This window comes from Streptomyces sp. NPDC046881, assembly GCF_040645015.1.
GTDB lineage: Bacteria > Actinomycetota > Actinomycetes > Streptomycetales > Streptomycetaceae > Streptomyces.
The window spans coordinates 80307-105188 of sequence record NZ_JBEYXJ010000007.1 but is presented as its reverse complement, the minus strand read 5'-3'; the positions used below and the strand labels follow the sequence as shown (position 1 = coordinate 105188).

The following is a 24882-nucleotide window of genomic DNA, read 5'->3' as shown; positions in this document are numbered from 1 at the left end:
GTTTCGATTGTGCGACCACCGGGCATGAGCCGTAAGCGCTGCGGGCAATGACGCCTGCCGCGCCCCGTGGGGCGAGCGACGACGCCCGTCCTGAATTCAGGACCGCCAGGCATTGATCTGTCCTGATTTGGTCCCTCATACTTTTCGCCACGGAGCCGCGCGCCACCCCCGCCCGCGCACCCCGCGGCGTCCGCATGCTGGAACGGTGTATCCGGTTCCCGAGAACCGCTCCATCATGTAACCTGCACGAAATTTTGATCTCACCGCAGATCTCACGCAGAGGGCCAACGTCGTCCCTCGGCACCTGCCACATGCCACATGACGACGACGGGAGAGCCGATGCGTACGCCGCGCCAGCCGTCCCAGCATTCCGAGAACGGCCAGAACTGGTCGTTCATGGATGCTCGCCCTGCTGCGCAGGGTATGTACGACCCCCGCAACGAACACGACGCGTGCGGCGTCGGTTTCGTCGCCACCCTCACCGGCGAGGCGTCCCACACCCTGGTCGAGCAGGCTCTCACCGTCCTGCGCAACCTGGAGCACCGGGGTGCCACCGGCTCCGAGCCCGACTCCGGCGACGGCGCGGGCATCCTCTCCCAGGTGCCGGACGCCTTCTTCCGCGAAGTGGCCGGATTCGACCTTCCGGCGGCCGGTGCCTACGCGGTAGGCATCGCGTTCCTGCCGGAGCAGGGGACCGAGGACGCCGTCTCGCGTATCGAGACGATCGCCGGCGAGGAGGGCCTCACCGTCCTCGGCTGGCGCGAGGTCCCGGTCGCTCCCGAGCTGCTGGGTGCCACCGCCCGCTCCACCATGCCGGTGTTCCGGCAGATCTTCGTCACCGACAGCGCCAGCGAGGGCATCGCGCTGGACCGCAGGGCCTTCGTGCTGCGCAAGCGCGCCGAGCGCGAGGCCGGGGTGTACTTCCCCTCCCTGTCCGCGCGGACGATCGTCTACAAGGGCATGCTGACCACCGGCCAGCTGGAGCCCTTCTTCCCGGACCTGTCCGACCGCCGCTTCGCCTCCGCGATCGCGCTCGTGCACTCCCGGTTCTCCACGAACACCTTCCCGTCGTGGCCGCTCGCACACCCGTACCGCTTCGTCGCGCACAACGGTGAGATCAACACCGTCAAGGGCAACCGCAACTGGATGGTCGCCCGCGAGTCGCAGCTGGTCTCCGACCTGTTCGGCCCGCAGGAGAAGCTGGACCGCATCTTCCCGGTCTGTACGCCGGACGCCTCCGACTCCGCCTCCTTCGACGAGGTGCTGGAGCTGCTGCACCTGGGCGGCCGTTCGCTGCCGCACTCCGTGCTGATGATGATCCCGGAGGCGTGGGAGAACCACACCTCCATGGACCCGGCCCGGCGCGCCTTCTACCAGTTCCACTCCACGATGATGGAGCCCTGGGACGGCCCCGCCTGCGTCACCTTCACCGACGGCACCCAGGTCGGCGCCGTGCTCGACCGCAACGGTCTGCGCCCCGGCCGCTACTGGGTCACCGACGACGGCCTCGTCGTCCTCGGTTCCGAGGTCGGCGTCCTCGACATCGACCCGGCCAAGGTCGTCCGCAAGGGCCGCCTGCAGCCCGGCCGCATGTTCCTCGTCGACACCGCCGAGCACCGCATCGTCGAGGACGACGAGATCAAGGCGGCCCTGGCCGCCGAGAAGCCGTACGCCGAGTGGCTGGAGGCCGGCGAGATCGAGCTGGGCGACCTGCCCGAGCGCGAGCACATCGTCCACACCCACGCCTCGGTCACCCGCCGCCAGCAGACCTTCGGTTACACCGAGGAGGAGCTGCGCGTCATCCTCGCCCCGATGGCCCGTGCCGGCGCCGAGCCGATCGGCTCCATGGGCACGGACTCGCCGATCGCGGCCCTGTCCGAGCGCCCGCGGCTGCTCTTCGACTACTTCACCCAGCTGTTCGCGCAGGTCACCAACCCGCCGCTGGACGCGATCCGCGAGGAGCTGGTCACCTCCCTGCGCTCGTCGCTGGGCCCGGAGGGCAACCTGCTGGACCCGACGGCCGCCTCCTGCCGCTCGGTCACCCTGCCCTTCCCGGTGATCGACAACGACGAGCTGGCCAAGCTCATCCACATCAACGCCGACGGCGACATGCCCGGCTTCAAGGCCGCGACCCTGTCCGGCCTGTACCGGGTCTCCGGCGGCGGTGACGCGCTCGCTGCCCGCATCGAGGAGATCTGCGCCGAGGCCGACGCGGCGATCGAGAACGGCGCCCGCCTGATCGTCCTGTCGGACCGCCACTCCGACGCCGAGCACGCGCCGATCCCGTCGCTGCTGCTCACCGCAGCCGTCCACCACCACCTCATCCGCACCAAGCAGCGCACCCAGGTGGGCCTGCTGGTCGAGGCCGGCGACGTCCGCGAGGTCCACCACGTCGCCCTGCTCATCGGCTACGGCGCCGCCGCCGTCAACCCGTACCTGGCGATGGAGTCCGTCGAGGACCTGCTGCGCGCGGGCACCTTCCTCAACGGCCTGGAGCCCGAGCAGGCCATCAAGAACCTGATCTACGCCCTCGGCAAGGGCGTCCTGAAGGTCATGTCCAAGATGGGCATCTCCACCGTCGCCTCCTACCGCGGCGCCCAGGTCTTCGAGGCCGTCGGCCTGGACGAGGCCTTCGTGGAGAAGTACTTCAACGGCACCGCCACCAAGATCGGCGGCGTCGGCATCGACGTCATCGCCCAGGAGGTCGCCGCCCGCCACGCCAAGGCCTACCCGGCCTCCGGCATCGCTCCCGCGCACCGCGCGCTGGAGATCGGCGGCGAGTACCAGTGGCGCCGCGAGGGCGAGCCGCACCTGTTCGACCCGGAGACGGTCTTCCGCCTCCAGCACTCCACGCGCACGGGCCGCTACGACATCTTCAAGAAGTACACGTCCCGCGTGAACGAGCAGTCCGAGCGCCTGATGACGCTGCGCGGCCTGTTCGGCTTCAAGTCCGACCGCGGACCGATCCCGGTCGAGGAGGTCGAGCCGGTCTCCGAGATCGTCAAGCGCTTCTCCACGGGCGCGATGTCGTACGGCTCCATCTCCAAGGAGGCGCACGAGACCCTCGCCATCGCCATGAACCAGCTGGGCGGCAAGTCCAACACCGGTGAGGGCGGCGAGGACCCGGAGCGCCTGTACGACCCGGCGCGCCGCTCGGCGATCAAGCAGGTGGCCTCCGGCCGCTTCGGCGTGACCTCCGAGTACCTGGTCAACGCGGACGACATCCAGATCAAGATGGCCCAGGGCGCCAAGCCCGGCGAGGGCGGCCAGCTGCCCGGCCACAAGGTCTACCCGTGGGTCGCCAAGACCCGTCACTCGACGCCGGGTGTCGGCCTGATCTCCCCGCCGCCGCACCACGACATCTACTCCATCGAAGACCTGGCCCAGCTGATCCACGACCTGAAGAACGCGAACCCGCAGGCGCGGATCCACGTGAAGCTGGTCTCCGAGGTCGGCGTCGGCACGGTCGCCGCGGGTGTCTCCAAGGCGCACGCGGACGTGGTGCTGATCTCCGGCCACGACGGCGGCACGGGTGCCTCCCCGCTGACCTCCCTGAAGCACGCGGGCGGACCCTGGGAGCTGGGCCTCGCCGAGACCCAGCAGACCCTGCTGCTCAACGGCCTGCGCGACCGGATCGTCGTGCAGACCGACGGCCAGCTGAAGACCGGCCGTGACGTGGTCATCGCCGCGCTGCTCGGCGCCGAGGAGTTCGGTTTCGCGACCGCTCCGCTGGTCGTCTCCGGCTGCGTGATGATGCGCGTCTGCCACCTGGACACCTGCCCGGTCGGCATCGCCACCCAGAACCCGGCCCTGCGCGACCGCTTCGCCGGCAAGGCCGAGCACGTGGTGAACTTCTTCCGGTTCATCGCCGAGGAGGTCCGCGAGCTGCTCGCGGAGCTGGGCTTCCGCTCCATCGAGGAGGCCGTCGGCCACGCCGAGGTGCTGGACGTCGAGCGCGCGGTCGACCACTGGAAGGCGCAGGGCCTGGACCTGGAGCCGCTGTTCCACGTGCCGGACCTGCCCGAGGGCGCCGTCCGCCACCAGATCGCCGCCCAGGACCACGGTCTGGAGAAGGCCCTGGACAACGAGCTGATCAAGCTCGCCGCCGACGCCCTGGCCGCGAACGACGCGACCGAGGCCCAGCCGGTGCGCGCCCAGGTCGCCATCCGCAACATCAACCGCACGGTCGGCACCATGCTCGGCCACGAGGTGACGAAGAAGTTCGGCGGCGCGGGTCTGCCCGACGACACCATCGACATCACCTTCACGGGCTCCGCCGGCCAGTCCTTCGGCGCGTTCCTGCCGCGCGGTGTCACGCTGCGCCTGGAGGGCGACGCCAACGACTACGTCGGCAAGGGCCTGTCCGGCGGCCGGATCGTCGTCCGCCCGGACCGGGCCGCCGACCACCTCGCCGAGTACTCGACCATCGCGGGCAACACCATCGCCTACGGCGCCACCGGCGGCGAGCTGTTCCTGCGCGGCCGTACCGGTGAGCGGTTCTGCGTCCGCAACTCCGGCGCGCTGGTCGTCTCCGAGGGCGTGGGCGACCACGGCTGCGAGTACATGACCGGCGGTCACGCGGTCGTCCTCGGCCCGACCGGCCGCAACTTCGCGGCGGGCATGTCCGGCGGTATCGCCTACGTCATCGACCTCGACCGCGACAACGTCAACGTCGGCAACGTCGAGTCGGTCGAGGCGCTGGACGACACGGACAAGCAGTGGCTGCACGACGTGGTGCGCCGCCACGCCGAGGAGACCGGCTCGACGGTCGCCGAGAAGCTGCTCGCCGACTGGGAGACGGCCGTGGAGCGGTTCAGCAAGATCATCCCCAGCACGTACAAGGCAGTGCTCGCCGCCAAGGACGCCGCCGAGCGAGCCGGTCTGTCCCAGACCGAGATCACCGAGAAGATGATGGAGGCGGCGATCAATGGCTGACCCGAAGGGCTTCCTGAACCACGGCCGTGAGGTCGCCAAGACCCGCCCCGTCGAAGAGCGCAAGAAGGACTGGAACGAGGTCTACGTCCCCGGCTCCCTGCTGCCGATCATCAGCAAGCAGGCCAGCCGCTGCATGGACTGCGGCATCCCGTTCTGCCACAACGGCTGTCCGCTGGGGAACCTGATCCCCGAGTGGAACGACTACGCCTACCGCGAGGACTGGGCCGCCGCCCAGGAGCGCCTGCACGCGACCAACAACTTCCCGGAGTTCACCGGTCGCCTCTGCCCGGCCCCCTGCGAGTCGGCGTGCGTGCTCGGCATCAACCAGCCGCCGGTGACCATCAAGAACGTCGAGGTCTCGATCATCGACAAGGCGTGGGAGACCGGGGACGTCGCCCCGCAGATCCCCGAGCGCCTGTCCGGCAAGACGGTCGCGGTCATCGGCTCGGGCCCGGCGGGTCTCGCCGCCGCCCAGCAGCTGACCCGGGCCGGCCACACGGTCGCCGTCTACGAGCGCGCGGACCGCATCGGAGGCCTCCTCCGGTACGGCATCCCCGAGTTCAAGATGGAGAAGCGGCACATCAACCGCCGTATCGAGCAGATGCGCGCGGAGGGCACCCGCTTCCGCACCGGTGTGGAGGTCGGCCGCGACATCAACGCGCGCGACCTGAAGAAGCGGTACGACGCGATCGTGATCGCCGCCGGTTCCACGACCGCGCGTGACCTGCCGGTGCCCGGCCGCGAACTCAAGGGCATCTACCAGGCGATGGAGTACCTGCCGCTGGCCAACAAGGTCCAGGAGGGCGACTACGTCACCGCGCCGATCTCGGCCGAGGGCAAGCACGTCGTCGTCATCGGCGGCGGCGACACCGGCGCGGACTGCGTAGGCACCGCCCACCGCCAGGGCGCGGCCTCCGTCACCCAGCTGGAGATCATGCCCCGCCCGAACGACGAGCGGCACCCGACGAACCAGCCCTGGCCGACCTTCCCGATGCTCTACAAGGTCACCAGCGCGCACGAGGAGGGCGGCGAGCGGATCTACTCCGTCTCCACCACCCACTTCGAGGGCGACGAGGACGGCAACGTCCAGTGGCTGCACCTGACCGAGGTGGAGTTCGTCGACGGCAAGCTGACCCCGAAGCCGGGCACCGAGCGCAAGATCCCCGCCCAGCTGGTCACCCTCGCCATGGGCTTCACCGGCACCGACCGGGAGAACGGCCTGGTGGAGCAGTTCGGCCTGGACCTCGACGAACGCGGTAACATCGCCCGCGACGCCGACTTCCAGACCAACGTGCCGGGTGTGTTCGTCGCCGGTGACGCCGGCCGCGGCCAGTCCCTGATCGTGTGGGCGATCGCGGAGGGCCGCTCGGCCGCCCGTGGAGTCGACCGCTTCCTGACCGGGGCCAGCGACCTGCCGGCCCCGATCCGCCCGACGGACCGCGCCCTGGCGGTCTGACGGCACCCCTGAAGACGTCCCGTACAACGGCGTGCGGAACACTGACGACGCCTGCCCCGTCCCCGACCGGACCCGGGCAGGCGTCGTTGCATGTCCGCACGCCGAGGGGGAGCCATGGCCGCGATCAGTCTGCGCAAGGTGGAGGAGACCGCGCCCGCGCTCGTCGGCGCGTACCGGTCCGCGGGCGTGTCCCTGCGCAAACACGGCCTCGACGGGCTGCGGGCCGCCGTCTACCTCGTGGTCGACTACTCCGGCTCGATGAAGCCGTACTACCGGGACGGCAGTGTGCAGGCGCTGGCCGACCGGGTCCTGGGGCTCTCCGCGCACCTGGACGACGACGGGCGCGTGCCCGTCGTGTTCTTCTCCACGGACGTCGACGCGGTCACCGACATCGCCCTCGCCGGGCACGAGGGCCGCATCGAGCGGATCGTGGCCGGGCTCGGGCACATGGGAAAGACCAGCTACCACCTGGCCATGGACGCCGTCATCGACCACTACCTGGACAGCGGCGCCACCGCTCCGGCGCTGGTCGTCTTCCAGACCGACGGCGGCCCGATCAACAAGCTCGCCGCCGAACGCTACCTCTGCAAGGCCGCCCGGCTCCCCCTCTTCTGGCAGTTCGTCGGCTTCGGCGACCCGGACAGCCGGCAGTTCGAGTTCCTGCGCAAGCTGGACGAGCTGGCCGTTCCCGGCAAGCGGATCCTGGACAACGCCGGTTTCTTCCACGCGGGCCGGGACCCGCGCCGGCTCTCCGACGCCGAGCTGTACGACCGGCTCGTCGGCGAGTTCCCGCAGTGGCTGTCGGCCGCCCGCGCCGCAGGCGTCGTACCCGGCGCCCCGACGGCCCCCTAGAGCCCCGCCGCGAGCACCAGGTCCCGGCACTCCTGCGGTGTCCCCCACGCCGAGCGCAGGGCCCGCGCCTTGGTGAGCCACAGCGACAGGTCGTACTCCGCCGTGTAGCCGATCGCGCCGTGCAGGTGCAGCGCCGTGCGGGCCGTCCGGTACGCCGCCTCGCACGCCGTGAGCTTGGCGGCGGCCACCTCGGCCGGGCGCAGCGACAGTGCCGCGCCGAACACCAGCGGGCGGGCGAACTCCAGGGCCGTCTTCGCGTCGGCCAGGCGGTGCCTGACGGCCTGGAAGGAGCCGATGCGGACCCCGAACTGCGTGCGCCGCCCGACATGGGCGACGGTCCGGTCGAGCAGGGCGAGGCCGACACCGAGCGCCTGGGCGGCGGTGGCCAGACGGATCCAGGTGAGCGCCCGGTCGTAGGGCGCGTCCCGGCCGAGGAGTTCACCGGCGGGGGCGAGCCGGGTCAGCCGGCGGGCGGGGTCCAGGGAGCGGCGCACCGGGCCGGGGTCCGCCGTGGCGAGGTACAGGCCGTCGGGGGCCGGGCACAGGCGCAGCGAGGCCGCGTCCCCGTCGACGGCGTAGCCGCCGGGCGCCGCCACGGTCGCCAGGTCCGCCCCGGCCGCGATCCCGGGCAGGAACCGCCGGCCCGGCGCGGGCCCTTCGAGGAGCACCGCCGCCCCGACCGTCTCCGCGAGCGGGCCGGGCACCGCGTGCCGGCCCAACTCCACGAAGGCGACGGCCAGCTCCACCGGAAGGGGGCCCAGCCCGCCGTACTTCCGCGGTACCGCGAGTCCGAACACCCCCGCCTCGGCCAGCCGCGACCACAGGGCGCGCCCGCGTGCGTGGTCGCCGCGGCTCCAGGCCCGGATCACCGCCGGGGTGTCCGCGGCGCTCAGCATCGCGTGCAGCGTGTCGGCGAAGGCGCGCTGCTCGGCGTCGAGGAGGAAGCGCATCAGCGGCGTCCCTTCGGCAGGCCGAGCAGCCGCTCGGCGACGATGTCCCGCTGGATCTCGTTCGTGCCGGCGTAGATGGGGCCGGCGAGGGAGAACACGTACCCCTCGGACCAGGCGCCGTCGGCGAGTTCGCCCTCCGCGCCCAGCAGGTCGAGCGCCGTCTCGTGCAGCGCGAGGTCCAGCTCGGACCAGAACACCTTGTTCATGCTGGACTCGGGGCCGAGCCGGGCGCCGTCCAGGACCCGGGAGGCGGCGGCGTAGGCGGACAACTGGTAGGCGCGGGCCGCGATCAGGGCGTCGGCCACCCGGGCCCGGGCGTGCTCGGGCGAGCCCTGGGCCCGCCACAGCTCGCGCAGCCGCGCGGCGGAGGCGAGGAAGCGGCCGGGGGAGCGCAGGGTGAGCCCGCGTTCGTCGCCGGTCGCGGACATCGCGATCCGCCAGCCCTGGCCCGGCTCTCCGATCACGTCCTCGTCCGGGACGAACACGTCGTCCAGGAACAGCTCGGCGAAGGCCGGCTTGCCGTCCAGGCGGCCGATCGGGCGGACGGTGACCCCGGGGGCCCGCAGGTCGAACATCAGATACGTCAGCCCCTGGTGCGGTTTCGGGGCCGCCGGGTCGCTGCGGAACAGGCCGAAGGCCCGGTCGGCGAACGCGGCGCGCGAGGACCAGGTCTTCTGTCCGCGCAGCCGCCAGCCGCCGTCCGTCCGCACCGCCCGGGAGCTGAGCGCGGCGAGGTCCGAGCCCGCCTCCGGCTCGGACCAGGCCTGCGCCCAGACCACCTCGCCGGTGGCCGTCGGCGGCAGCACGCGCGCGCACTGCTCCTGCGTGCCGTACGCGAACAGGGTCGGCGCGAGCAGGCTGATGCCGTTCTGGCCGACCCGGCCCGGCGCGCCCGCCGCCCAGTACTCCTCCTCGAACACCAGCCAGCGCAGCAGTCCGGCGTCCCGCCCGCCGTACCGCTCCGGCCACGACACCACCGACCAGCGGTCCGCGGCCAGTTCGGCCTCCCACGCGCGGTGGGCCGCGAAGCCCTCCTCCGTCTCCAGGGACGGCAGCGGCGTGCGCGGGACGTGCGCGCGCAGCCAGGCCCGGGCCTCGGCGCGGAACTCCTCGTCGGCCGGAGAGTGGGTCAGGTCCACGGGAGCCGCCTTCCTTCCGCGCCGGTCACCTTCCCTAACAAGTGTTTGGTAGGTTAGCGTGGCCCCATGACAGGCGTCGAGAGCCCGGACTACGTCCCCGGGCACGGACTGCTGCGCGGGCGCACCGCCGTCGTCACCGCGGCGGCCGGCACCGGCATCGGCGGAGCCACCGCGCGCCGCTTCCTGGAGGAGGGCGCCCGGGTGCTGATCAGCGACGCCCACCCGCGCCGGCTGACGGAGCACGAGGCCGAACTGGGCCGCCGGTTCCCCGGCGCGGTCACCGCGCTGCCGTGCGACGTCACCGACGAGGCCCAGGTGCGGGCCCTGTTCGACGCGGCCGTCGCCGCGCACGGGCGGCTGGACGTCGTCGTCAACAACGCCGGGCTCGGGGGCACTTCGGACCTCGTCGACATGACCGACGAGCAGTGGTCCCGGGTGCTGGACGTCACCCTGAACGGCACCTTCCGCTGCACCCGGGCCGCCCTGCGCGCCATGCGCGGCACCGGCGGCGGGGTCATCGTCAACAACGCCTCCGTCGTCGGCTGGCGCGCCCAGGCCGGACAGGCCCACTACGCCGCCGCCAAGGCCGGCGTGATGGCGCTGACCCGGTGCGCGGCCGTCGAGGCCGCCGCCTACGGCGTGCGCGTCAACGCCGTCGCCCCCAGCCTCGCCATGCACCCGCACCTGGCGAAGGTCACCTCCGCCGAACTCCTCGCCGACCTGACCGAACGGGAGGCCTACGGGCGGTACGCCCAGCCCTGGGAGGTGGCCAACGTGATCGTCTTCCTCGCCTCCGGCTACTCCTCCTACATGACCGGCGAGGTCGTCGCCGTCAGCAGCCAGCACCCGTGAACAGCGGAGCAGACCACAATGGGTGCGTGCCGACCAAGAAGAAGCCCCAGGTGACCGCGGCAGCGGCCCGGCGCGGAGAACTCCTCAACACCGCCGCCGAGGTCTTCGCTGAGCACGGCTACAACGCCACCACCGTCCGCCGGATCGCCGACCACGCCGGGATGCTCGCGGGCAGCCTCTACTACCACTTCGACTCCAAGGAGTCGATGCTCGAGGAGATCCTGCGGACCTTCCTCGACGAACTCTGGGACGGCTACGACACCGTCCTCGCCTCCGGACTCGGACCCCGCGAGACGCTGGAGGCGCTGGTCACCGAGTCCTTCCGGGAGATCGACCGGCACCGCGCCGCCGTCGCGATCTACCAGAAGGAGAGCAAACAGCTCGTCGCCCAGGACCGGTTCACCTTTCTCGCCGAGTCCCAGCGCCGGTTCGAGAAGGCGTGGCTGAGCACGCTCGAACGCGGGGTCGCCGAGCGGGTCTTCCGCGCCGACCTGGACGTCCGGCTCACCTACCGGTTCGTGCGCGACACCGTCTGGGTCGCCGCCTCCTGGTACCGGCCCGGCGGCCGGCACAGCCCCGAGGAGATCGCCCGCCAGTACCTGTCGATGGTGCTGGACGGGATCGCCGTACGCGAATAGCCCCTTTCCGTCACAGGGAGTTGCCATGGCCGAGGCCTACATCGTCGAAGCGGTCCGCACACCGGTGGGCCGGCGCGGAGGAGGGCTGAGCGCGGTCCACCCGGCCGACCTGGGCGCGCGGGTGCTCACCGCGCTGGTGGAGCGCTCCGGGATCGACCCGGCCGCCGTGGACGACGTGGTCTTCGGCTGTCTGGACACGGTCGGGCCGCAGGCCGGCGACATCGCCCGCACCAGCTGGCTGGCCGCCGGCCTCCCCGAGGAGGTGCCCGGCGTCACCGTCGACCGCCAGTGCGGCTCCTCCCAGCAGGCCGTGCACTTCGCGGCGCAGGCCGTGCTCTCCGGCACCCAGGACCTGGTGGTCGCGGGCGGCGTGCAGAACATGTCCCAGGTCCCCATCGCCTTCGCCTCCCGGCAGGCCGCCGTCCCCCTCGGGCTGACCGACGGCCCCTTCCTCGGCAGCACCGGCTGGCGCGCCCGCTACGGCGACCGGCCCGTCAACCAGTTCGCCGGCGCCGAGACGATCGCCGCCCAGTGGGGCATCGGCCGCGCCCGGCAGGAGGAGTTCGCCCTGGGCTCGCACCGGCGCGCGATCTGGGCGATCGACACCGGCCGCTTCGACCGCGAGACCGTCCCCTGCGGCCGGGTCACCGTGGACGAGGGGCCGCGCCGGGACACCTCCCTGGAGAAGATGGCCGCGCTGCGGCCCGTCCTCGACGGCGGCACCGTCACCGCGGCCTGCTCCTCCCAGGTCTCCGACGGGGCCGCGGCCCTGCTGCTCGCCTCCGAACGGGCGGTCCGGGACCACGGACTGCGCCCGCGCGCCCGCGTCCACCACCTCTCCGCGCGCGGCGAGGACCCCATCCGCATGCTCACCGCGCCCATACCGGCCACCGCGCACGCCCTGAAGAAGACCGGCCTGACCCTCGACGCCATCGACCTCGTGGAGATCAACGAGGCCTTCGCGCCGGTCGTCCTCGCCTGGCTGAAGGAGACCGGCGCCGACCCCGCCAAGGTCAACGTCAACGGCGGCGCGATCGCCCTCGGCCATCCCCTCGGCGCCACCGGAGCCCGGCTGATGACGACCCTGCTGCACGAACTGGAGCGCACCGGCGGCCGCTACGGCCTCCAGACCATGTGCGAGGGCGGCGGCCAGGCCAACGTGACGATCATCGAACGGCTCTGAGCCCCGCCAGCGCGGTCAGCGCCTCCTCCGCCTCCCGCAGGATCCGCTCCACCAGTTCCGCGCACGACGGCAGGTCGCCGATCACCCCGGCGACCTGGCCGGCCGCCATCACCCCCAGATCCGTCCGGCCGTCCACCATCGCCGACTTCAGCAGCATCGGCGTGTTGGCGGCGAGCAGCACCTGACTCCAGGACAGCTCCCTGCCGTGCCGGAGGGCGAGGCCGTCGCGGACCAGCTGCCGCCAGGTCAGCCCCGACAGCCGCCGGAAGCCGGCCGCCCGCCGCACCGCGTGCGCGAGGGCGCGTATCCGGCCCGACCGCTCCAGCGCCGCCACAAGGTCGGTGCGCAGCATCCGGTGCGGCAGCCCGTCCACCGCCCGGGTCACCGTGACGTCCCGGACCGTCGCCGCGAGATACCGGGCCTTCACCGCGTCCGGCACCGTCGAGTCGGAGGTGAGCAGGAACCGCGTGCCCATCGCCACCCCGGCCGCCCCGTACGCCAGCGCCGCCACCAGGCCCCGCCCGTCGAAGAAGCCGCCCGCCGCCACCACCGGTATCCGCACCGCGTCCACCACCTGCGGCAGCAGCACACTCGTCGCCACCTCACCGGTGTGCCCGCCGCCCTCGCCGCCCTGCACGAGCACCGCGTCCGCACCCCAGGCCGCCACCTTCTCGGCGTGCCGCCGGGCCCCGACGGACGGGATCACCACCACGCCCGCCGCCTTCAGTTCGGCGATCAGCCCGGGAGAGGGGGCCAGGGCGAAGGAGGCCACCCGGACGCCCTCCTCCACCAGGATCCGCACCCGGTCCGGTGCGTCGCCCGCGTCGGCCCGCAGGTTCACCCCGAACGGCGCGCCGGTCCTCGACCGCACCTCCCTGATCGCGTCCCGCAGCTGATCGAGCGTCATCGTCGCCGAGGCCAGGATGCCGAGGGCGCCGGCGTTCGCCGCCGCCGAGACCAGACGGGGCCCGGCCACCCAGCCCATCCCGGTCTGCACGATCGGGTGGCGGACCCCGACCAGCCGGGTCAGTGCGGTCTCCATCAGCCCCCCGCCCCCTGCGGCACCTCGCGCGTGCGCGCCCCCTGCGGGTCCAGCACCTCGCGGATCAGCCGCAGTTCCGCCGCCTCGGGTTCCCGGGTGTACGGCACCTCGTCCGGCACGGCCAGCTCGAACCCCGTCGCCTCCCGCACCTGCTCCACGCTCACCCCCGGATGCACCGAGGCCAGCCGCATCGAGTGGTCCGGGGTCGCGAAGTCGAGCACGGCGAGGTCGGTGACGACCCGGTCGATGCGGTGGAACCGGGCCGCGGCACCCAGGCCGGCCGCCCGGTCGTACCCCACCCCGCACACCAGGTCCACGCGCTCCACGAACACCCGCCGGGAGTGTCTCGGGACCCAGTAACTCGTCGGGTTGTTCAGTGTGTTCAGCGGTGCCCCGCGCACCCCGAGGAGCTGTCTGCGGGGCCGCGCCCAGTCGCCGATGCAGGAGATGTTCTGGTTGCCGTACCGGTCGAGCTGGCTCGCGCCCATCATCACGTGCCGCCGGCCGCCCGCCACCAGCTCCAGGTGCTGCCGGTAGGGAAGCCAGCCCTCCGGGGTGCCGTCCGGGCGGACCAGCAGGGCCTCGCCGTCGGTCAGCAGCAGCTCCGGCGCGAACGTCAGCCGGGCCAGCCGCGCGCCCAGCGACGGGATCAGGCCCATCGGGCTCGCCAGGACCTCCCCGGCGCCGCGCCAGGCCTCGGCGCAGGCGAGCACGCAGTACTCGGCGCGGGTGGCGCTCACCGCTCCTGCTCCGTCCGCCACTCCCGGACCGCCGCCCGGTAGGCGGCCTCGTCCGCGCCGAGGAAGCGTGCGGCGAACTCCGGCCAGGGCGTGCTCGCGTACCGCCGCTGGAACTCCTCGTCCCTGCCGTACTCGGGGGCGCAGGAGGTGAAGTGCGCGCCGTTGGGCGCCTCCACCACACCCGTCACCGCGAGCCGCTTGAGCAGCAGCGACTGCGGGACGGCCGCCTCGGCCAGCTCGGCGGTGTCCACGATCCGTTCGCAGGAGACGTAGGCCGCGTCCGCCGCCTCGCAGAACAGGTCGTCGAAGTACGGGTCCGGGCCCAGGCACTGGCCGTTGCCCAGCCGGTCGGCGCGGTGGACGTGCACCAGGGCCGCGTCCAGCCGCAGCGCGGGCATCGCCACGAGCGTCTCCCCGTCCGCGTACGGCGACGTCACCGTCCTCAGGTCCGGGCCGACCCGCATGACGTCCGAGCCGATTCCCGCCCGCACCGGCAGGAAGGGCAGGCGCTGTGCCGCCGCGCGCAGCCCGCTCTGGAACATCCCCTCGTCGACCTCCGTCAGCGCGAGGCCGCCGTGCTCGCGCGCGGCCCGGTAGTGCGGTTCCAGCGGGATCGAGTCCAGGGTGACGAACGCGGTGACCAGCCTGCGGATGCGGCCGGCGGCGGCCAGCATGCCGACGTCCGGGCCGCCGTACGCCACGACCGTCAGATCGCCGATGCCGGACCGCAGCAGCGCCCGGACCAGTGCCATCGGCTTGCGGCGCGAGCCCCACCCGCCGATGCCGAGGGTCATCCCGCTCGCCAGCCGGGACACCACCTCCTCGGCGGTCATCGTCTTGTCGGCCATCTACACCCCCTCCTTCCCCTGCCGCCCGAACGTGTCGCGGACCCGGGCCGCCAGTCCGCCGAGGTTGGCCTCGAAGGTGAAGCCCTGCTCGAAGCGGTAGCTGCGGCGCACGTCGACCGGATCGATGCCGTTGATGGCGGCCTTGGCCATGCGCAGCAGCCGTCCGTCCTTCGCGGCTATCTGCCGGGCCAGCTCCAGCGCCGCCCCCGGCAGCTGCGCGCGCGGCACGACCCGCCACACCGAGCCGTGCGCGTGCAGTTCGGCGGCGCTCGCCGTGCGCCCGGTGTAATACAGCGCGCGCATCAGGTGCTGCGGGACCAGCCGGGCCAGATGGGTCGCCGCGCCCAGCGCGCCCCGGTCCAGCTCGGGCAGTCCGAAGGCCGCGTCCTCGCTCGCCACCACCGCGTCCGCGTTGCCCACCAGGCCGATCCCGCCGCCCAGGCAGAAGCCCTGCACCGCCGCGACCACCGGTGTCTCGCACTCGTAGACCGCCGCGAAGGCCTCCGCGCAGCCCCGGTTGGCGCCGATCAGGGCCTCCTGGCCGGCCGTCCGTATCTCCTTGATGTCGACGCCCGCGTTGAACCCGCGCCCCTCGGCGGCCAGGACCACGCAGTGGATCCCCGGGTCCCGGCCGGCCGCGCGCACGGCGTCGGCCAGGGCGAACCAGCCGCGCACCGGCAGCGCGTTGACCGGCGGGTAGTCGACGGTGACCACGGAAATCCCCTTTTCTGGGGACGAACAGGAGACACCCATGGGCGCATCAGCTACCTTTCCACCAAACATTTGTTAGGTGCGAGGCTTCGAAGCTAGCAGTCGGCGCGGACAACCGGGAGGCCCTGTGGACAACTCACTGCGCGGCAGCACGGTCGTGGTCACCGGCGGCACCCGAGGAGTGGGCGCGGGCATCGCCCGGGCCTTCGCGGACGCGGGCGCCCGGGTCCTGGCCTGCGCCCGCCGGCCTCCCGAACAGCTCTCGCCCGGCGTCGAGTTCGCCCCGCTCGACCTGCGCGACCCGCCCGCCGTCCGGGCCTTCTTCGCCGCGCTGCCCCGGCTGGACGTGCTCGTCAACAACGCGGGCGGCACCCCGTACCGGCGCCTGGCCGACGCCGACGCCGAACGGCACGCCAGGGTCGTCGAGCTGAACCTGGTCACCCCGCTCACCGCGTCCCTCGCCGCCTACGACCACCTCCGGCGCAGCAGGGGCTCGATCGTGATGGTCGGCAGCGTCAGCGGGGGCCGCCCCTCGCCCGGCTCGGCCGCCTACGGCGCGGCCAAGGCGGGGCTCGCGAACCTGGCCGCCTCCATGGCCGTGGAGTGGGCGCCGGAGGTCCGGGTCAACACGCTCGTCGTCGGCATGGTCCGCACCGGCCTGGCCCACCTGCACTACGGCGGCCCCGACGGCCTCGCCGCCGTCTCCCGCACCGTCCCGCTGGGCCGCCTGGCCCTCCCCGCCGACATCGGGGCCGCCGCCGTCTTCCTCGCCTCGGACGCCGCCGCCTACATCAGCGGGGCGAGCCTGCACGTGCACGGAGGCGGGGAGAGGCCGGCGTTCCTGGACGCGGCCACCGCCGGATCCGACACCCCCGAAGCCCCGACCGCCGACAGGGAGAGCTGAGATGAGCGTGCCCGCGAGGACGAACGGAATCTGCTCGGGCCGGGTCGTGGCCGTCACCGGTGCCGGTCGTGGACTGGGCCGGTCGCACGCGCTCGCCTTCGCGGCCGAGGGTGCCCGGGTGGTCGTCAACGACCTGGGCGTCGCGCTGGACGGCGCGCCCGACGCCGAGCGGCCCGCGGACGCCGTCGTGGCGGAGATCCGGGCGGCGGGCGGTGACGCGGTCGCCCACGGCGCCGACATCGCCACCGGCACGGGCGCGGCCGGCCTGGTCCGCACCGCCGTGGAGACCTACGGCCGGCTCGACACCCTCGTCAGCAACGCCGGTTTCCTGCGCGACCGGATGCTGGTCGGTCTCGGCGAGGACGACTGGGACGCCGTGATCCGGGTCCACCTCAGAGGACACTTCCTGCCGCTCAGGCACGCCGCCGCGTACTGGCGCGCCGAGGCCAAGGCCGGCCGCACCCCGGTGGCCCGCGTCGTCCACACCAGCAGCGGGGCCGGTCTGCTCGGCTCGGTCGGTCAGGGCAACTACAGCGCCGCCAAGGCCGGGATCGTCGGCCTCACCCTGGTCGCGGCGGCCGAACTGGCCCGCTACGGCGTCCAGGTCAACGCCGTGGCGCCGGCCGCCCGCACCCGCATGACGGAGCGTGTCTTCGCCGCGGCCATGACCGCACCGGACGCCGGTTTCGACGCCATGGCACCCGAGAACGTCTCCCCGCTCGTGGTCTGGCTCGGCTCGGCCGGCAGCGCGGGGGTGACCGGCCGGGTGTTCGAGGCGGAGGGCGGCCGGATCACCGTCATGGAGGGCTGGCGCCCCGGGCCCACGGCCGACAGGGGAGCCCGCTGGACCCCGGCCGAGGCGGGCCGGGCGGCCCGGCGCCTCCTGGCGGAGGCGGAGCCGCCGGGCCGGGTGTACGGGACGTAGGAACCCGCGGGTGCCGTGGGCGTTCCCTACCGCCGGGCCAGCGCCAGCACACTCAGGCCGAACATCAGCACGCCCAGGGGCAGGTGGACCGACGGGACGTGCGCGATGCCGAGCACGACCTGGACCGAGGCGAGGACGAGGAAACCCGACGCGTGCCAGACGGGCCGGGGCGAGCCGCCGCCCGGCTTCCACGCCAGCACCGCCGCGAGCAGGTACAGCATCGACGCCCCGTACATCACCCGGGCGCCGACGCCGTGCAGCGTCTCCCCGTAGGACGAGGTCAGCAGCAGTCCGGCGGACACCGCCTGGAGGAAGATGGTCAGGGTCTGCAGGGCGATCGCGATGCGCAGGAACGAGGAGCCGCGCCGTGCGTTCGCCGTCGCCGTCATCTGAGTGGCCATGTCACAGTCCCCTTGTCCGCCCTAGGGCAGTGGATCGATAAGGTCTCACCAGTCCGACGACACGGGCCTGCGAAAGGTAAGGCGAGGGGGCGGCCGGAAGCATGGGAACGGTCGGGACCGGCACGGACGTGGCCGGCGAGCGACGCCAACTGATCAATGTCGCCTACCGGTTGCTGGGTTCGGTGACCGAGGCGGAGGACGCCGTACAGGACGCCTACGCACGCTGGTACGGGCTCCCGCCGAGCCGGCAGAAGGAGATCCTGTCCCCCGGCGCCTGGCTGACGACGGTGACCAGCCGTATCTGCCTGGACCTGCTCGGCTCGGCGCGGGCCCGCCGGGAACGCTATGTCGGCGTGTGGCTGCCCGAGCCGCTGCCCGGCCGTGCCGAGGAGGACCACGCGGGCGGCGCCGACGCGGCCGGCCCCGCGGATCCCGCCGACCAGATCGTCCTGGACGAGTCGGTGACCATGGCCTTCCTCGTCGTGCTGGAGTCGATGACGCCCGCGGAGCGGGTGGCGTTCGTCCTGCACGACGTCTTCCGGTACCCGTTCGCCGAGATCGCCGCCGTTCTCGGCCGGACCCCCGCGGCCTGCAAGCAGCTGGCGGCCTCCGCCCGGCGGCGGGTGGGCGGCGCGCCCGCCGCGGTGCCGGGCGCCGGCCGGGCCGACGTGGTGCGGCACGTCAAAGCGGCGTGGGAGACCAAGGACATCGCGGCCCTCGTCGGTCTCCTCGACCCGGCCGCCGTGATGGCCGCCGACGGCGGCGGCATGGTCGGCGCCGTCCTGCGCCCGGTCGAGGGCGGTGCGCGCATCGCCCAGTACATGGTCGCGATCGCCGACAGGGCTCCGGGGCTCGAACTCCTGGAGCGGTCGGTCAACGGGCTGCCGGGCCTGGTGGCCCGGCGCGCCGGCGTCGTGGTGACCGTGGCCGCCTTCGACGTCACCGGCGGACGCGTCACCCGCATCTGGGCGGTCCGCAACCCGGAGAAACTGCGGCCGTGGACACGGGAGGGCTAGCGAGCCCCCGGTCCGCTCGCCGGAGGGTGCGCCGGGCGGGCCTCAGCCGGAGGTGAGCCGGGCGGCGGCCGCGCGCTGCCGCTCCGCCATCACGCCCAGGAAGCGGACCACCGTCTCCAGCTCCTCGGTGCTGAACTCCTCGCACGCCGCCACGATCTCGCGGGCCCAGTCCGCGAAGAACCCGGCGAGTTCGCCGATCTTCTCCTGGTTCGGCTCGACCAGCACCCGGCGCTTGTCCGTGGGGTGACCGACCCGGCGTACGAAGCCCTTGGCCGCCAGGCGGTCGACGAGGCCGGTGACGGAGGCGGGGGCCAGACCGGTGAGCCGGGCCAGGTCCTTCGCGGTCAGCGGGCCGTGCCGCTCCAGCAGGTCGAGGGTCTTCTCCTCCGTGGCGTTCAGCCCCTGCTTCGCGGCGATCGCCGAATGGAACATCACGGTGACACCGCTGTGGACGCGGCCCACCTCCATCAGCCGCCGGAGCGTCTCGTCCCGCTTGTCGTCTCCCTCGGTCATGGGCTCAGGCTAGCAAATATTTCGTTCGGTCGAACTAAGTACTTGCGGGGCAGGGCTCTGCGGTGGAACTCTTTCGTTAGGTCGAACGAAATAAATCGAGCGAGGGGGGACCCCATGTCCACGACCGCCACCGCACACCCGCCGGCCACCGCGCAACCCCATCCGCGCCGCTGGGCCGCCGCCGTCGTGATGATGACCGCGGCCCTGATGGACCTGCTGGACACCACGATCGTCAACGTGGCCGTCCCGTCCGTCAGCCGCGACCTGCACGCCTCCGCGAGCGACCTGCAATGGATCGTCTCCGCCTACCTGCTGGGCTTCGCCGCCGCCCTGATCGTCTCCGGCCACCTCGGCGACCGCGTCGGCCGCCGCCCGCTCTTCCTCGCCGGTACGGCCGGGTTCGGCCTGGCGAGCCTGGCGTGCGGCATCGCCCAGTCACCGGGCCAGCTGATCGCCGCCCGAGCCGTCCAGGGCGTCCTGGCGGCCGTACTCGTCCCGCAGGTGATCGGCTCCTTCCGCACCCTGTTCCAGGGCAAGGAGCGCGGCGCCGCCTTCGGGATGTACGGCGCCGTCGCGGGGTTCGCCTCGGCGGTCGGACTGCTGCTCGGCGGGGTCCTCACCGACGCCGACCTGTTCGGCTGGGGCTGGCGCTCGGTGTTCCTCGTCAACGTGCCGGTCGCGGCGGCCACGTTCGTGGGCGGACTGCTGCTGGTGCCGGCCACGCGGGAACGGTCGGCGGGACGGCCGGACGCCCTCGGCAGTGTGGTCCTGGCCGGCGGCCTCGTCGCGATCGTGCTGCCGCTGGTGCAGGGCCGGGAGAACGGCTGGCCGCTGTGGGGCTGGCTCTGCCTCGCGGCGGGCGTGGTGACCGTGGCCGGCCTCGGCCGGTACGAGGCCCGGCGGCACCGGCCCGGAACCGTGCCGTTGCTGCCCGCGCGCGCGTTCTCGCTCCCCGCCTTCTCGGTGGGCGTGCTCGTGCAGCTGCTGTTCTCCGTCGGCATGCAGGGCTTCTTCCTGGTCTTCGCGGTCTGGCTGCAGGGCGGCGAGGGATACACGCCGATGCAGGCCGGCGTGGTCACGGTCGCGTTCTCCGCCGGCGGCTTCCTGACCGCACCGGCCGCCGACGGGCTCGCCGTCAGGTACGGGCGGCTGGTGCTCGGTGCCGGGGCGCTGCTGATGGCCGGCGGCTTCGGCTGGGTGTGGGCCGCCACCGACGGCGCGCCGGCACCGCACGCGGGCGCGTGGCCGCTGGTGCCGGGCCTGGTGGTCGCCGGCGCCGGGCTCGGGTTCCTGGTCGTGCCGCTGGTGAACGTGGTGCTCTCGGCGGTGCCGGCGGAGCTGGCCGGGGGCGCGTCCGGGATCTTCTCCACGGCTCAGCAGTTCGGCGGTGCGCTGGGCGCGGCGGTGATCGGCACGGTGTTCTTCGGGGCCGCGGGGCAGGGGCTGTCCGAGGCACTGTCCGAGTCGATGCCCTGGGTCGTGGGGGTGTTCGCGGGGTGCGCGGTGCTGTGCGCGGCACTGCCCCGCCGGGCGGTGCCGGACCACCAGGACTGACCCCGCGCGGCTCAGCCGGACGGGCAGGGAGGCGTGCAGGGGGCGTGCGCGGCTACGTGTCGCACTCCAGCACCGTCCGGCACAGCCCGCACCGCGCCCGCACCCGCCCCTGCACCGGCACCCTGATCCGCTGGTGGCAGGTCGGGCACGGGAAGCTCACCCGGAGGCGGCCACCGCTGTCGGGGGCGAAGGAGTAACCGGCCGCCGGCGCCGCCGAGGCGGCGTTCCGGCGGTCGTGGGCGTAGCGGCGGCGGCCCGCCCAGCCGGCCCCGGTCAGCGGCGGCTGCTGCCCGTCCCGGCGGGCCAGGTCCAGGCCCTCGGCGTAGGCGGTGTAGGCCTGCGGGCTGGTGAACCACGGGGACGGGTCCTCGCCGAACAGCAGCGCCCGCTTGGCCAGGACGTACCCGAACTCCTCCGGGGTGAGATAGCCGAGCTTCTGCGACGACACCCCGTCCTCCCGGTAGGCATCCAGCAGCAGCCAGCCCGCGCCCAGGTAGGTCGTCGCCGTGTCCGTCAGGATCTCGTTCTCCGCCGTGGTGGGGAAGGCGAGGTCCAGGCGGTGCAGGTAGACGTGCGCCACCTCGTGGGCGAGGGCCGCGCCGATGTCCCTGCGATGGGTGCGGAACCGGTCGTTCAGCTCGACGAAGTACTCCGGGCCCGCCGCCAGTTCGACGTTCGCCGCGTGGGTCATCTCCCGGAAACCGACGATCAGCCGCGCGTCCGGCAGCCGGAAGTGCCGCACGATCTCCCGCGCCACCCGCTGCGCGCCCAGGTACAGGTCGTCGGTGTCGCAGAAGGCCACGTCGGCGGGGGCCACGCTGACGGAGAACGCCTCGACGGTGTCACGGGACAGCCGCCGGTACAGCGCGGTGACCGCCGCCCGCACCGTCTCCAGGTGCGGGTAGCCGTGCCGGACCGGTCCGCCGTTCGCCACGTCGGCACCCCCAAAGACGCCGGAACTCCTCTCCACTGTAGGCGGGAAGGACCCCGGCGCGGACGAGGACGACCCCGGCGGCCGGCCGGTCACACGGGCAGCAGACGCGGCGCCGACGGGCCCGCCGCGCCCCCGTCCAGCTCCAGCAGCCACACCTCGTTCGCGCCCTCCCGCAACACCGGCCCGGGCACGTACAGCGACCGCTGCGGCCCGGCCGACCAGTAGCGGCCCAGGTTGAAACCGTTGACCCAGACGAAGCCGCGGGTCCGGCCCGGCAGCTCCAGCCGGGCGTCCCCGGCCCCGCGGACCGTGACCGAGCCCCGGTACAGCCCCGGCGCCCCCTCCCCGGGCACCGCGCCGAAGGACACCGCGCCCACCCCGCCGGCGAACGCGTCCAGATCCAGCCCCCGCGCGCGTACCCCGTGCAGATACTGCCGCTCGTGCAGGACACCGCCGGTGACGCCCTTCGCCTCACCGAGCCGCGGCCCGTAGTTCACCCGCCCCAGGGACTCCACCCACAGCTCCACGCGCGCGGGGCCCGCGACGGGCTCCTCCAGCACCGCCTCCTCCTCGGTGAGCACCCCGGCCCGCACCCCGTCGACGTACACCACGGCGAGATCCCGCAGCCCGCGCACGGTCAGCGGGTACGGCTGCCGCGGTCCCGGCACGTCCACCGTGTAGCGCACGAGACCCCGGGTGACGCCCAGCTCCTCGAACGTGGGCGGCACCGGGGCGAGCGTCTCCGGGCCGCCCAGCGCCTCCAGCACCCCGGCCAGGGGCGCCCAGCCGGTGAGCACGGCCCCGGCCGGGGCGCCGAGCACGGCGGGCCGCGGCGGCGGGTCCGGCAGCGGACCGGGATGGTACGCGGACAGCACCTCGCGAAAGCGCCGGAACTTCTCCGTGGGCCTGCCGTACTCGTCCACCGGCGCGTCGTAGTCGTAGGAGGTCACGTCCGGCTCCAGCGGGCCCTCGTGCAGCGCGCCGCCGCCCCGGTTCGCGCCCGCCCAGCCCCCGAAACTCGTGCCCCCGTGCGCCATGTAGAGGTTCACCGACGCCCCGCACTCCAGGATCTCCCGCAGCGCCTCGGCGGCCCCGGCCGGATCCCGTACGACGTGCTCGCCGCCCCAGTGGTCGAACCAGCCGCACCAGAACTCCATGCACATCAGCGGGCCCCCGGGACGGTGGCGGCGCAGTGCGGCGAACGCCTCGCGCGCGTGGGAGCCGAAGTTCACCGTGGCGAGCACCCCGGGCAGCGAGCCCCCGGTCAGCATGTGGTCCTCGGGCCCGTCCGAGGTGAAGAGGGGAACGGCGACCCCCTCCGCGCGCAGCAGGCCGGCCAGTTCCGCCGGATAGCCGGTGTCACTGCCGTAGCTGCCGTACTCGTTCTCCACCTGCACCATGATCACCGGTCCGCCGCGGTCGGTCTGGCGGGCCACGATCCCGGGCAGCAGCCGGCGGAACCAGTCCCGGACATGGCCCAGAAACCGCTCGTCACGCGTACGCGCGCGCGTGACCGGCTCGCCCGTCAGCCACGCCGGCAGCCCGCCGTTCTCCCACTCGGCGCAGATGTAGGGCCCCGGCCGCACGATCGCCCACATCCCCGCCGCCCGGACCGCGTCCAGGAACCGGCCGACCGCCCCCACGTCCCGGACCACCCCCGGGCGCGGCTGGTGCAGATTCCACGGGACGTACGTCTCCACGCAGTTCAGGCCCATCGCCCGCAGCATCGCCAGCCGGTGCCCCCACTGCGCCTCGTGCACCCGGAAGTAGTGCAGCGCCCCGGACAGCAGCCGCACCGGCCGCCCGTCCAGCAGAAACCCGGACTCCCCGACCGCGAACTCGCCCACGCACCCTCCCGCCACGACCCCGCCCGTCCCTCCACCCTCACCCCTTCCGGCGGCCCGCGCCATGGACGAAGATCGGCGCTGCTTGGACAAAAACGCGCCGCGCAGCACACCGCAGGGAGCGCCGATGTACCGGACCTGGATGCGGTTCTTCAGCCCCGGCCCCGCCCACCACCGCCTCGGCCTGGTCTGCCTCGGCGTCGGCCTCCAGCACGGCGCGCTGCCCACGGTCGGCCCGCGCACCCTCGGCCACCACGTCGCCGTCGTGATCAGCGCCGGCCGCGGCTGGTACCGCGGCACCGACGGCCCCCGTACGACCGTCACCGCGCCCGCCCTGCTGTGGCTCACCCCCGGCGTCCCCCACCACTACGCGCCCGACCCGGACACCGGCTGGGACGAGGGCTTCGTCGACTTCACCGGACCCGCCACCGCCGCCTACCGCGACCTCGGCTGCATCGAACCCGACCGGCCCGTCGTCCCGCTGACCGACGCCGCCGGCCCCCGCGCGGTCATCGCCCGCATCGCCCGGGCCGCCCGCCCGGGCAACCCCCTGCTGGAGGTCGAGACCGGCGCCGCCGTCCACGAACTCCTCGTCGCCCTGCGCCGCGCCCGCGCCGGCCTCGCCCCCGACGGCGACCGGCTGCTGGCCGCCCTCGCCCGGGACGCCTGCACACCGCTGACCGTCGCCGACCACGCCGCCCGGCACGGGATGACCACCGCCGAGCTGCGCGACGCGGTCCGCCGGGCGGCCGGCCGCACCCCGAAGGACTACCTGCTCGGCATCCGGCTCGCCCGGGCCAAGGACCTCCTCGCCGCCACCGAACTGCCCGTCGCCGCCGTCGCCCGCCGCGTCGGCTACGACGACCCCGCCTACTTCTCCCGGCTCTTCACCCGGCGCGTGGGCCTCGCCCCCGTCCGCTTCCGCGCCCAGCAGGGCCGCACCGTCCCCGGTGGCTGGCACGACCGCGTCCCCGACCCCGCCGATCCGCCGCTGATCCACTCCCCGGACACCCCGTAGGAACCGGCCCCCGCAGCGCATAGGGTGGGCCCCCATGACCACCAGCAACACCGGCAACGGTGCCGTCGACCCCGAGGTCCGCCAGGAACTGGACCGGCTGCGCGACAGCATCGACAACATCGACGCGGCCGTCGTCCACATGCTCGCCGAGCGCTTCAAGTGCACCCAGCAGGTCGGCCGGCTCAAGGCGCTGCACCAGCTGCCGCCCGCCGACCCGGCCCGCGAGGCCCGGCAGATCGAACGGCTGCGCAGCCTCGCCGAGAACGCCAAGCTCGACCCGGCGTTCGCCGAGAAGTTCCTGAACTTCATCATCGCCGAGGTGATCCGGCACCACGAGCGGATCGCCGAGGACACCCACGGCGGACAACCGGCGCACGACGCCTGAACCCGCGACCGACCAGGGCCTCACCCGGGCCCGGCACGGCCG

General features: G+C 73.5%; 22 protein-coding genes. 12 read left to right on the top strand and 10 right to left on the bottom strand.

Annotated features, from left to right (window positions below):
* The first annotated feature begins 423 nt into the window (after window positions 1-423).
* The 3 genes from gltB to ABZ923_RS06090 all read left to right on the top strand — a co-directional run bounded on the left by gltB (window position 424) and on the right by ABZ923_RS06090 (window position 7243).
* Window positions 424-4935, top strand: a complete 4512-nt coding sequence (gene gltB / locus ABZ923_RS06100; protein ID WP_361467508.1) for a glutamate synthase large subunit — start codon at window positions 424-426, stop codon at window positions 4933-4935.
* Window positions 4928-6391 carry a glutamate synthase subunit beta gene (locus ABZ923_RS06095; RefSeq protein WP_361467405.1) on the top strand — a complete coding sequence of 488 codons (1464 nt, stop codon included), beginning with the start codon at window positions 4928-4930 and terminating at the stop codon, window positions 6389-6391. Before gltB ends, ABZ923_RS06095 begins: the two co-directional genes overlap by 8 nt.
* A 114-nt stretch (window positions 6392-6505) precedes the next feature.
* Window positions 6506-7243: a VWA domain-containing protein gene (locus ABZ923_RS06090; RefSeq protein ID WP_361467402.1), complete on the top strand. Its 738-nt coding sequence runs from the start codon at window positions 6506-6508 to the stop codon at window positions 7241-7243.
* On the opposite strand, the gene ABZ923_RS06085 is transcribed toward ABZ923_RS06090, so the two are convergent.
* Together ABZ923_RS06085 and ABZ923_RS06080 are read right to left on the bottom strand one after the other, a co-directional pair.
* Window positions 7240-8193 (bottom strand): acyl-CoA dehydrogenase family protein, encoded by a 954-nt coding sequence (locus tag ABZ923_RS06085; RefSeq protein WP_361467399.1) that lies wholly within the window; start codon window positions 8191-8193, stop codon window positions 7240-7242. The genes ABZ923_RS06090 and ABZ923_RS06085 overlap by 4 nt on opposite strands.
* On the bottom strand, window positions 8193-9332 hold the full coding sequence (locus ABZ923_RS06080; RefSeq protein ID WP_361467397.1) for an acyl-CoA dehydrogenase family protein: 1140 nt from the start codon (window positions 9330-9332) through the stop codon (window positions 8193-8195). The genes ABZ923_RS06085 and ABZ923_RS06080 overlap by 1 nt, the downstream gene beginning before the upstream one ends.
* Window positions 9333-9398: 66 nt before the next feature.
* Between ABZ923_RS06080 and ABZ923_RS06075 the strand changes: the two genes are divergently transcribed.
* The 3 genes from ABZ923_RS06075 to ABZ923_RS06065 are packed head-to-tail and all read left to right on the top strand — an operon-like array spanning window position 9399 to window position 12005.
* Window positions 9399-10184 carry an SDR family oxidoreductase gene (locus ABZ923_RS06075; protein ID WP_361467395.1) on the top strand — a complete coding sequence of 262 codons (786 nt, stop codon included), beginning with the start codon at window positions 9399-9401 and terminating at the stop codon, window positions 10182-10184.
* 26 nt (window positions 10185-10210) lie between these two features.
* Entirely contained in the window at window positions 10211-10822 is a 612-nt protein-coding gene (locus ABZ923_RS06070; protein WP_361467392.1) for a TetR/AcrR family transcriptional regulator, read from the top strand.
* A gap of 25 nt (window positions 10823-10847) precedes the next feature.
* Complete coding sequence (locus ABZ923_RS06065) at window positions 10848-12005, top strand: acetyl-CoA C-acetyltransferase (RefSeq protein ID WP_361467390.1); 1158 nt, start codon at window positions 10848-10850, stop codon at window positions 12003-12005.
* On the opposite strand, the gene ABZ923_RS06060 is transcribed toward ABZ923_RS06065, so the two are convergent.
* From ABZ923_RS06060 to ABZ923_RS06045, 4 genes are read right to left on the bottom strand one after another with little or no spacing between them, the layout of a single operon-like run.
* Complete coding sequence (locus ABZ923_RS06060) at window positions 11989-13047, bottom strand: nitronate monooxygenase (RefSeq protein WP_361467388.1); 1059 nt, start codon at window positions 13045-13047, stop codon at window positions 11989-11991. The genes ABZ923_RS06065 and ABZ923_RS06060 overlap by 17 nt on opposite strands.
* Window positions 13047-13787 carry a CoA-transferase gene (locus ABZ923_RS06055; RefSeq protein ID WP_361467385.1) on the bottom strand — a complete coding sequence of 247 codons (741 nt, stop codon included), beginning with the start codon at window positions 13785-13787 and terminating at the stop codon, window positions 13047-13049. Before ABZ923_RS06055 ends, ABZ923_RS06060 begins: the two co-directional genes overlap by 1 nt.
* Window positions 13784-14635, bottom strand: coding sequence for a CoA-transferase (locus tag ABZ923_RS06050; protein WP_361467382.1), 852 nt, complete (start codon window positions 14633-14635; stop codon window positions 13784-13786). Before ABZ923_RS06050 ends, ABZ923_RS06055 begins: the two co-directional genes overlap by 4 nt.
* Entirely contained in the window at window positions 14636-15388 is a 753-nt protein-coding gene (locus tag ABZ923_RS06045; protein WP_361467379.1) for an enoyl-CoA hydratase family protein, read from the bottom strand. It lies immediately after the preceding gene.
* A gap of 85 nt (window positions 15389-15473) precedes the next feature.
* On the opposite strand from ABZ923_RS06045, the gene ABZ923_RS06040 reads away from it, so the two are divergent.
* Window positions 15474-16250, top strand: a complete 777-nt coding sequence (locus ABZ923_RS06040; RefSeq protein ID WP_361467376.1) for an SDR family oxidoreductase — start codon at window positions 15474-15476, stop codon at window positions 16248-16250.
* Between the two features lies 1 nt (window position 16251).
* The gene (locus ABZ923_RS06035) at window positions 16252-17175 is read left to right on the top strand and encodes an SDR family oxidoreductase (RefSeq protein WP_361467374.1); all 924 of its coding nucleotides are present in this window, start codon (window positions 16252-16254) and stop codon (window positions 17173-17175) included.
* Window positions 17176-17201: 26 nt separating this feature from the next.
* On the opposite strand, the gene ABZ923_RS06030 is transcribed toward ABZ923_RS06035, so the two are convergent.
* On the bottom strand, window positions 17202-17576 hold the full coding sequence (locus tag ABZ923_RS06030) for a hypothetical protein (protein WP_361467371.1): 375 nt from the start codon (window positions 17574-17576) through the stop codon (window positions 17202-17204).
* A gap of 101 nt (window positions 17577-17677) precedes the next feature.
* Here ABZ923_RS06030 and sigJ point away from each other — a divergent pair, with 101 nt between their 5' ends.
* Window positions 17678-18592, top strand: coding sequence for an RNA polymerase sigma factor SigJ (sigJ, locus tag ABZ923_RS06025; protein ID WP_361467370.1), 915 nt, complete (start codon window positions 17678-17680; stop codon window positions 18590-18592).
* 42 nt (window positions 18593-18634) lie between these two features.
* On the opposite strand, the gene ABZ923_RS06020 is transcribed toward sigJ, so the two are convergent.
* On the bottom strand, window positions 18635-19105 hold the full coding sequence (locus ABZ923_RS06020) for a MarR family transcriptional regulator (RefSeq protein WP_361467367.1): 471 nt from the start codon (window positions 19103-19105) through the stop codon (window positions 18635-18637).
* 114 nt (window positions 19106-19219) lie between these two features.
* Here ABZ923_RS06020 and ABZ923_RS06015 point away from each other — a divergent pair, with 114 nt between their 5' ends.
* Window positions 19220-20659 (top strand): MFS transporter, encoded by a 1440-nt coding sequence (locus ABZ923_RS06015; protein ID WP_361467365.1) that lies wholly within the window; start codon window positions 19220-19222, stop codon window positions 20657-20659.
* 52 nt (window positions 20660-20711) lie between these two features.
* On the opposite strand, the gene ABZ923_RS06010 is transcribed toward ABZ923_RS06015, so the two are convergent.
* Both ABZ923_RS06010 and ABZ923_RS06005 read right to left on the bottom strand, forming a co-directional pair.
* The gene (locus tag ABZ923_RS06010; protein WP_361467363.1) at window positions 20712-21593 is read right to left on the bottom strand and encodes a hypothetical protein; all 882 of its coding nucleotides are present in this window, start codon (window positions 21591-21593) and stop codon (window positions 20712-20714) included.
* 89 nt (window positions 21594-21682) lie between these two features.
* Window positions 21683-23440: a beta-galactosidase family protein gene (locus ABZ923_RS06005; RefSeq protein ID WP_361467360.1), complete on the bottom strand. Its 1758-nt coding sequence runs from the start codon at window positions 23438-23440 to the stop codon at window positions 21683-21685.
* A gap of 124 nt (window positions 23441-23564) precedes the next feature.
* On the opposite strand from ABZ923_RS06005, the gene ABZ923_RS06000 reads away from it, so the two are divergent.
* The gene (locus tag ABZ923_RS06000) at window positions 23565-24455 is read left to right on the top strand and encodes an AraC family transcriptional regulator (protein WP_361467358.1); all 891 of its coding nucleotides are present in this window, start codon (window positions 23565-23567) and stop codon (window positions 24453-24455) included.
* A gap of 34 nt (window positions 24456-24489) precedes the next feature.
* Window positions 24490-24840, top strand: a complete 351-nt coding sequence (locus ABZ923_RS05995) for a chorismate mutase (protein WP_030347791.1) — start codon at window positions 24490-24492, stop codon at window positions 24838-24840.
* The last annotated feature ends 42 nt before the right edge of the window (window positions 24841-24882 follow it).

What these genes read in the sequence shown, in the direction of transcription:
- ABZ923_RS06035 (WP_361467374.1), top strand. Translation starts at nt 16,252, where the DNA reads ATGAGCGTGCCCGCGAGGACGAACGGAATCTGCTCGGGCCGGGTCGTG.
- ABZ923_RS06000 (WP_361467358.1), top strand. Translation starts at nt 23,565, where the DNA reads ATGTACCGGACCTGGATGCGGTTCTTCAGCCCCGGCCCCGCCCACCAC.
- ABZ923_RS06075 (WP_361467395.1), top strand. Translation starts at nt 9,399, where the DNA reads ATGACAGGCGTCGAGAGCCCGGACTACGTCCCCGGGCACGGACTGCTG.
- ABZ923_RS06090 (WP_361467402.1), top strand. Translation starts at nt 6,506, where the DNA reads ATGGCCGCGATCAGTCTGCGCAAGGTGGAGGAGACCGCGCCCGCGCTC.
- gltB (WP_361467508.1), top strand. Translation starts at nt 424, where the DNA reads ATGTACGACCCCCGCAACGAACACGACGCGTGCGGCGTCGGTTTCGTC.
- ABZ923_RS06060 (WP_361467388.1), bottom strand. Translation starts at nt 13,047, where the DNA reads ATGGAGACCGCACTGACCCGGCTGGTCGGGGTCCGCCACCCGATCGTG.
- ABZ923_RS06015 (WP_361467365.1), top strand. Translation starts at nt 19,220, where the DNA reads ATGTCCACGACCGCCACCGCACACCCGCCGGCCACCGCGCAACCCCAT.
- sigJ (WP_361467370.1), top strand. Translation starts at nt 17,678, where the DNA reads ATGGGAACGGTCGGGACCGGCACGGACGTGGCCGGCGAGCGACGCCAA.
- ABZ923_RS06065 (WP_361467390.1), top strand. Translation starts at nt 10,848, where the DNA reads ATGGCCGAGGCCTACATCGTCGAAGCGGTCCGCACACCGGTGGGCCGG.
- ABZ923_RS06095 (WP_361467405.1), top strand. Translation starts at nt 4,928, where the DNA reads ATGGCTGACCCGAAGGGCTTCCTGAACCACGGCCGTGAGGTCGCCAAG.
- ABZ923_RS06030 (WP_361467371.1), bottom strand. Translation starts at nt 17,576, where the DNA reads ATGGCCACTCAGATGACGGCGACGGCGAACGCACGGCGCGGCTCCTCG.
- ABZ923_RS06050 (WP_361467382.1), bottom strand. Translation starts at nt 14,635, where the DNA reads ATGGCCGACAAGACGATGACCGCCGAGGAGGTGGTGTCCCGGCTGGCG.
- ABZ923_RS05995 (WP_030347791.1), top strand. Translation starts at nt 24,490, where the DNA reads ATGACCACCAGCAACACCGGCAACGGTGCCGTCGACCCCGAGGTCCGC.
- ABZ923_RS06085 (WP_361467399.1), bottom strand. Translation starts at nt 8,193, where the DNA reads ATGCGCTTCCTCCTCGACGCCGAGCAGCGCGCCTTCGCCGACACGCTG.
- ABZ923_RS06045 (WP_361467379.1), bottom strand. Translation starts at nt 15,388, where the DNA reads ATGGGTGTCTCCTGTTCGTCCCCAGAAAAGGGGATTTCCGTGGTCACC.
- ABZ923_RS06020 (WP_361467367.1), bottom strand. Translation starts at nt 19,105, where the DNA reads ATGACCGAGGGAGACGACAAGCGGGACGAGACGCTCCGGCGGCTGATG.